Source organism: Desulfotruncus arcticus DSM 17038 (assembly GCF_900113335.1).
GTDB classification, from domain to species: Bacteria; Bacillota; Desulfotomaculia; order Desulfotomaculales; family Desulfallaceae; genus Desulfotruncus; species Desulfotruncus arcticus.
On the sequence record NZ_FOOX01000042.1, the window covers coordinates 1 to 5,717 of the forward strand.

The window sequence follows — 5,717 nt, forward strand, 5'->3', positions numbered from 1 at the left end:
CAAACCCAGTGTATTTTTGACATGGAGCGCTTTGAGCGGTTCATGGAAATGGTACGGGAGCGCGGCATTGATCAAAGAGTGCATATCCTGGCCGGTGTGACACCGATGAAGAGCTGGCGTGCAGCTAAGTATATTCAAAACAACGTCAGCGGCATGATCGTGCCCGACGACCTGGTGGAACGGCTTAAAAATGCCGAAGATCCCAAGCGCGAAGGCGTGGAAATTTGCATTGAGCAAATTAAGTATATTAAGGAAAACATTAAGGGCGTGCACGGTGTACACGTAATGGCCATCGCCTGGGAAGAAGTTGTGCCTGAAATAGTTGAAAGAAGCGGACTATATCCAAGGCCGCAGAAATAAATCATAATAATGTAGTTAAAAAGTAATAACTTACAATATATTTTAAAAAACCGTACAGTTAAAACTGCGCGGTTTTTTTATGCTCCAGGAAAAACCGGCCAAATCTATTGACTGGGTTTAAAATCACCCTTCCTTATGTGAATTTATGAATAAACTATACTAACTTTATTTTTATACTATAATTTGTTTAACTTATTGACAAATGTTCATTGACATGCGTTCAAATAGATAATTATAATGAGGTTATTAACATTGATTCGAAATAATGCTAAATAAATTAGAAGGGTGGGAGATAATTTATATGAGAGCGGAAAATGATAAAATGGGATCTGTAATGGTAGTAGGTGCTGGTATTGCCGGTATACAAGCATCGCTTGACCTTGCAGAGTCTGGTTATTATGTTCATTTAGTGGAGCAATCGCCGGCCATCGGCGGCATTATGCCGATGCTGGATAAAACTTTCCCTACAAATGATTGTTCCATGTGTATCCTCTCTCCTAAGATAGTTGAGTGTGGAAGACACTTGAATATTGAAAAACATATGCTGTCAAATATTATTGAGGTTAAAGGTGAACCAGGCAATTTTAAAGTAAAAATAAATAAGAAGGCGCGTTTTGTTGACATTGATAAATGTACTGGTTGTGGTGAGTGCGCTACTGCCTGTCCGGTTGAAGTACCTAATGAATTTAACGCCGGGCTGGCCAACCGTAACGCCATTTATAAATTATATCCACAGGCTATGCCGGCAGCTTTTTCCATCGAAAAGGCCGGCATTTCTCCATGTCGCGCTGCTTGTCCCGCAGGAGTAAACGCACAGGGCTATGTACAATTAATAAAAAAAGGAAAATTTCAAGAAGCGTGGTCCTTAATCTACCAAGATAACCCGTTTCCCGCCGTATGTGGTCTGGTGTGTACCCACCCCTGCGAAAGCCACTGTCACAGAGCCCAAATTGACGCTCCTGTAAGTATCAGAAACTTAAAGCGAATAGCGGCAGAAACAGCTTACCAAGCAAACCCTGAAGACTTGCCCCTGCCGGAAAAAGAAGCGGATCAAGGTAAAAGTATCGCTATTATTGGTGGTGGTCCTGCCGGTTTATCCGCTGCCTATCAGCTTGTCAAGCGTGGTTACCGGACCGTTGTTTTTGAGTCCGAGGCAATAGCCGGCGGCATGATGCGTAAAGGTATCCCTGAATACCGCTTGCCGAGAAAATACCTGGACTTTGAAATTCAACTGTTGGAAAAGCTGGGTATTGAAATAAGATACAATCAACGTTGGGGTACTAATTTTTCTGTAGAGGAATTAAAAAAAGAATACGATGCTGTTTTCATTTCCACAGGAACTCCCAAACCTTTTAAGCTGGGTGTGCCCGGTGAGGATTTAGGAAATATCATTTCCGGCATTGAGTTTTTAAACAGCGTTAATTTAAATAAAGACATTGCACTTTCCGGAAAAGTGTCTGTAATCGGCGGTGGTAATGTTGCTATAGATACTGCCAGGTGTGCGCTGCGGATGGGTGCAGCTGAAGTCCATGTTTTTTGTTTGGAGAGTGCTGATGAAATGCCTGCTTCAAACGAAGAAATCCACCTGGCTGGTGAAGAAGGGATAGTATTCCATCATTCCCGGGGAGTCAGAAGCATACTAGGTAATCAAAGTGTTACAGCTATTGAACTGACGGGAGTAGCATCTGTATTTGATGAAAACGGGCGTTTTAATCCCAGGTATGATGATAGCATCAGTGAAACCTTTGACACTGATTATCTCCTGGTTGCAATCGGACAGGGAACTGATTTCAGTTATTTATCAGCTTATGATCAAGGTTTATTAAACAAAGCCAACCGTTTACAGGTTGATCCGGAAACTTTAGAGACAAGCATTCAAGGTATCTTTGCCGGCGGAGACAATGTAACCGGTCCCCGTGATGTTGTCTCAGCGATAGCTGCCGGTAAAACAGCTGCTGAATCTATAACTCGTTATCTGAATCAGGTTGATCAAAGGGAAGACCGTGTTTTCAAAATTCCTGAAGCCAGGATCGCACCGCTGCGGCAAAAAGCCGATGAAGTTGCTAAAATAGCCCCTAACACAGTAACATATACAGCCCCTGAAAAAAGAATACAGGGCTTTATGCCGGAAAGCAGCGGGCTTACGCCTGATCAGGCTATTGCTGAAGCAGAAAGATGCCTTAACTGCGGTATTTGTTCTGAATGCGGCGAATGTGTTAATACCTGCATGCGCCAGGCCATAGACCATAAAATGCAGGATGAGTATGAGGAGATTCAGGTTGGAGCTATTATCCTAAGTACCGGTGTAGAAACATACGATCCTTCTCAATTAAGCTACTTTGGGTATAAAAAATACCCCAATGTAATGACAAGTATTGAATTTGAACGTGTGTTAAGTGCATCGGGACCATTCCAGGGTCATCTGGTTAGACCTTATGACAATCAAGAACCGCGCAAAATAGCCTGGATTCAGTGCGTTGGGTCAAGGAATGTCAGGGAAAGTCACGGCTACTGCTCTTCAGTTTGCTGCATGTATGCGATTAAAGAAGCTGTTATCGCGAAAGAACACAGCCACCATGAACTAAATACCACCATCTTCATGATGGATATGAGGTGCTTTGGTAAGGACTTTGAAAAGTACTACCAAAGAGCGGAAAAAGAACATGGCGTAAACTTTGTCCGCTCACGTATTTTTGCAGTAGAAGAGTCAAGCGATGACAGCAAAAATCTGATTATTCGCTACTCTGACGAACATGGCACTGTATTTACTGAAGAGTTCGATCTGGTTGTGCTTTCTGTAGGCCTTGAGCCGTCGAAGCAAGCAACAGAGTTAGGCAGTAAATTAGAATTGGATATTAATCAATATGGTTTTGCCGAGCTAGCGCCATTGACAGGAGTAAACACTTCCAAACCTGGCATATTTACAGCCGGGGCTTTTAGCGGGCCAAAGGATATTCCTGAAACAGTACTGCAGGCAAGCGCTGCAGCCAGTGCTGCAGAAAGCCTGCTCGGTGATGTGCGAGGAACATTAATTAAGCAGCAGGTCTTTCCACCTGAGCGGGACGTAACCGGTGAAGAACCGAGAATCGGCGTTTTTATTTGCAACTGCGGCATTAACATCGGTGGAGTGGTCAGGGTTCCCGAGGTGGTTGAAGTTGCCCAAAGATTACCTTATGTTGTGCACGCTGAAGATAACCTTTATACATGTTCGCAGGATACTCAGGCTAAAATTAAGGAAGCTATCGAAGAATATCATTTAAACCGTGTAATTGTAGCCTCGTGCAGTCCCAGAACTCATAAACCGCTGTTCCAGGAGACGTTAAGAGAGGCCGGGTTAAACAAGTTTTTATTTGAAATGGCTAATATTCGTGATCAGTGTTCGTGGGTACATATGCACGAACCTGATAAAGCAACCCAAAAAGCCATTGACCTGGTTAAGATGGCAGTTGCCAAAGCTGCGCTTTTAAAACCAATTAAGCAGGATTCCATAAACGTAATTAAGTCTGCTCTGGTTATCGGCGGCGGGTTAACCGGTATGGTTAGCTCTCTAAACCTCGCCGAAATGGGCTATCAAGTTAACCTGCTGGAAAAATCAACTGAGCTTGGTGGTTTAAGCAAACGCATTACCACAGGATTCAAAGGGGAAGAGATTCAGCCTTTCGTTAATGATCTAATTGATCAGGTTGAAAGTCATCCTCTGGTATCGGTGTATAAATCAGCAGAGATTAAAGACGCTTCAGGTCACCACGGCAACTTTAATACTATGTTAACTGACGGTACTGAAATTCAGCATGGCGTTACTATAGTAGCCGTGGGCGGGCGTGAATACAAACCTCAGGAATACCTGTACGGCCAAGATGAGAGGGTAATGACTCTTTTGGAAATGGAAGATGTCATTAAAGATGGCAAAGTGGAAGATGCCAAAAATATTGTATTAATTAATTGTGTAGGATCACGCGAACCTGAGCGGCCATATTGCAGCAGGGTATGCTGTTCCAAATCCATTCAGCTGGCAATTCAGTGTAAGAATGCCAATCCCAAGGCAAATGTGTTTATCCTTTACCGCGATATTAGAACCTATGGCTTATTGGAAGATATGTACCGGGAAGCAAGAGCGAAAGGTATTATCTTTATCCGGTATGACGTTGACCATAAACCACGCGTTGAAAAGGATGGACAGGGGATTACGGTTACGATCAAAGACCATGTGCTTGACCAGGACATTGTTATTGACGCGGACCTGGTAGGACTTGCAGCGGCTATACTGCCGCCGGAAGATAATATTAAGTTAAGTCAGTTATACAAAGTCCCAACAAATGCCGACGGATTCTTCCTGGAAGCCCATATGAAACTCCGTCCGGTGGACTTTGCCTCAGAAGGTATATTTATGGCCGGTATTGCTCACGGACCTAAAAATCTGGAAGAGAATATCGCCCAGGCCAAAGCAGCCGCGGGACGTGCTGCAACTACCCTGAGCAAGGACAACTTAGAGTCGCTCGGTCTGGTTGCTGTTGTAGATCCTGAAAAATGCGCAGCTTGCTTAACCTGTGTAAGGCTGTGTCCATTTAATGTACCTATGATTAAGCATAACGTTGCCGCAATCGAACCTGTACTTTGTCAAGGTTGCGGAACGTGTGCCGGTGAGTGTCCCAATAAAGCCATTACCCTGCAGGGTTATAACGATAACATGCTCATCAAAATGGTAGATGGTTTATTTGAGGAGGTGCTTTAAAATGGCAGAATTTGAGCCCAAAGTTGTTGCTTTTTGCTGCCGTTACTGAGCTTACTCAGCTGCGGACCTGGCAGGTTCGATGAGACTGCAGTATGCCCCAAACGTAAGAATTATTGAAATGCCCTGTTCAGGCACCATTGAACACCGGGTGCTTCTAAAAACCATTGAAGACGGCGCAGACGGTGTGATTGTTGCCGGCTGTATGGAGGGTGATTGTCACTTCCTTAAGGGTAATATCCGCGCGAAAAAACGTGTGCATCAGGTTAAGAAAATTCTTGACGAGATCGGCTTTGGCAGTGAACGACTCGAGTTCTATAACCTGCCGGCTTCCGATGGACAGCGCTTTGCTGCAATTGTCAATGAAATGACTGATCGCGTTTTACAGCTTGGACCAAGCCCACTAAATAAGAATGCCAAGAAAGAAGGTGGCGCAGCTTGATTATCGCCCAACAAAAACCCGTCAAAGACATTGCAGCAATGATTAGCGACTGTAAAAAAGTTCTGCTGGTTGGCTGTGCCGGTTGCGTAACCGTCTGCCTTGCCGGCGGCGAAAAGGAAACCGAAGTACTGGCTTCCTCACTGCACATTTTACGCCAAACGGAAGGCAACCCACTGGAAACGGTAA

The 5,717-nt window shown here is 44.3% G+C and carries 3 protein-coding genes and 1 pseudogene; all 4 read left to right on the forward strand.

The genetic code is table 11. The features are described 5' to 3' along the window. On the forward strand, positions 1–360 hold a 360-nt coding region (locus BM056_RS25255; protein ID WP_174550013.1), incomplete at its 5' end, for a methylenetetrahydrofolate reductase. A 301-nt stretch (positions 361–661) separates the two neighbouring features. Then, a complete protein-coding gene (locus BM056_RS25260) occupies positions 662–5,092 on the forward strand; it encodes an FAD-dependent oxidoreductase (RefSeq protein WP_092476262.1) in 4,431 nt (1,476 codons plus the stop codon). Between the two features lies 1 nt (position 5,093). Beyond that, a complete protein-coding gene (locus BM056_RS25265) occupies positions 5,094–5,531 on the forward strand; it encodes a hydrogenase iron-sulfur subunit (protein WP_092476265.1) in 438 nt (145 codons plus the stop codon). Continuing rightward, positions 5,528–5,717 (forward strand): annotated as a pseudogene (locus BM056_RS25270) (methylenetetrahydrofolate reductase C-terminal domain-containing protein); the annotation flags it as partial. The gene BM056_RS25265 and the pseudogene BM056_RS25270, both read left to right, overlap by 4 nt.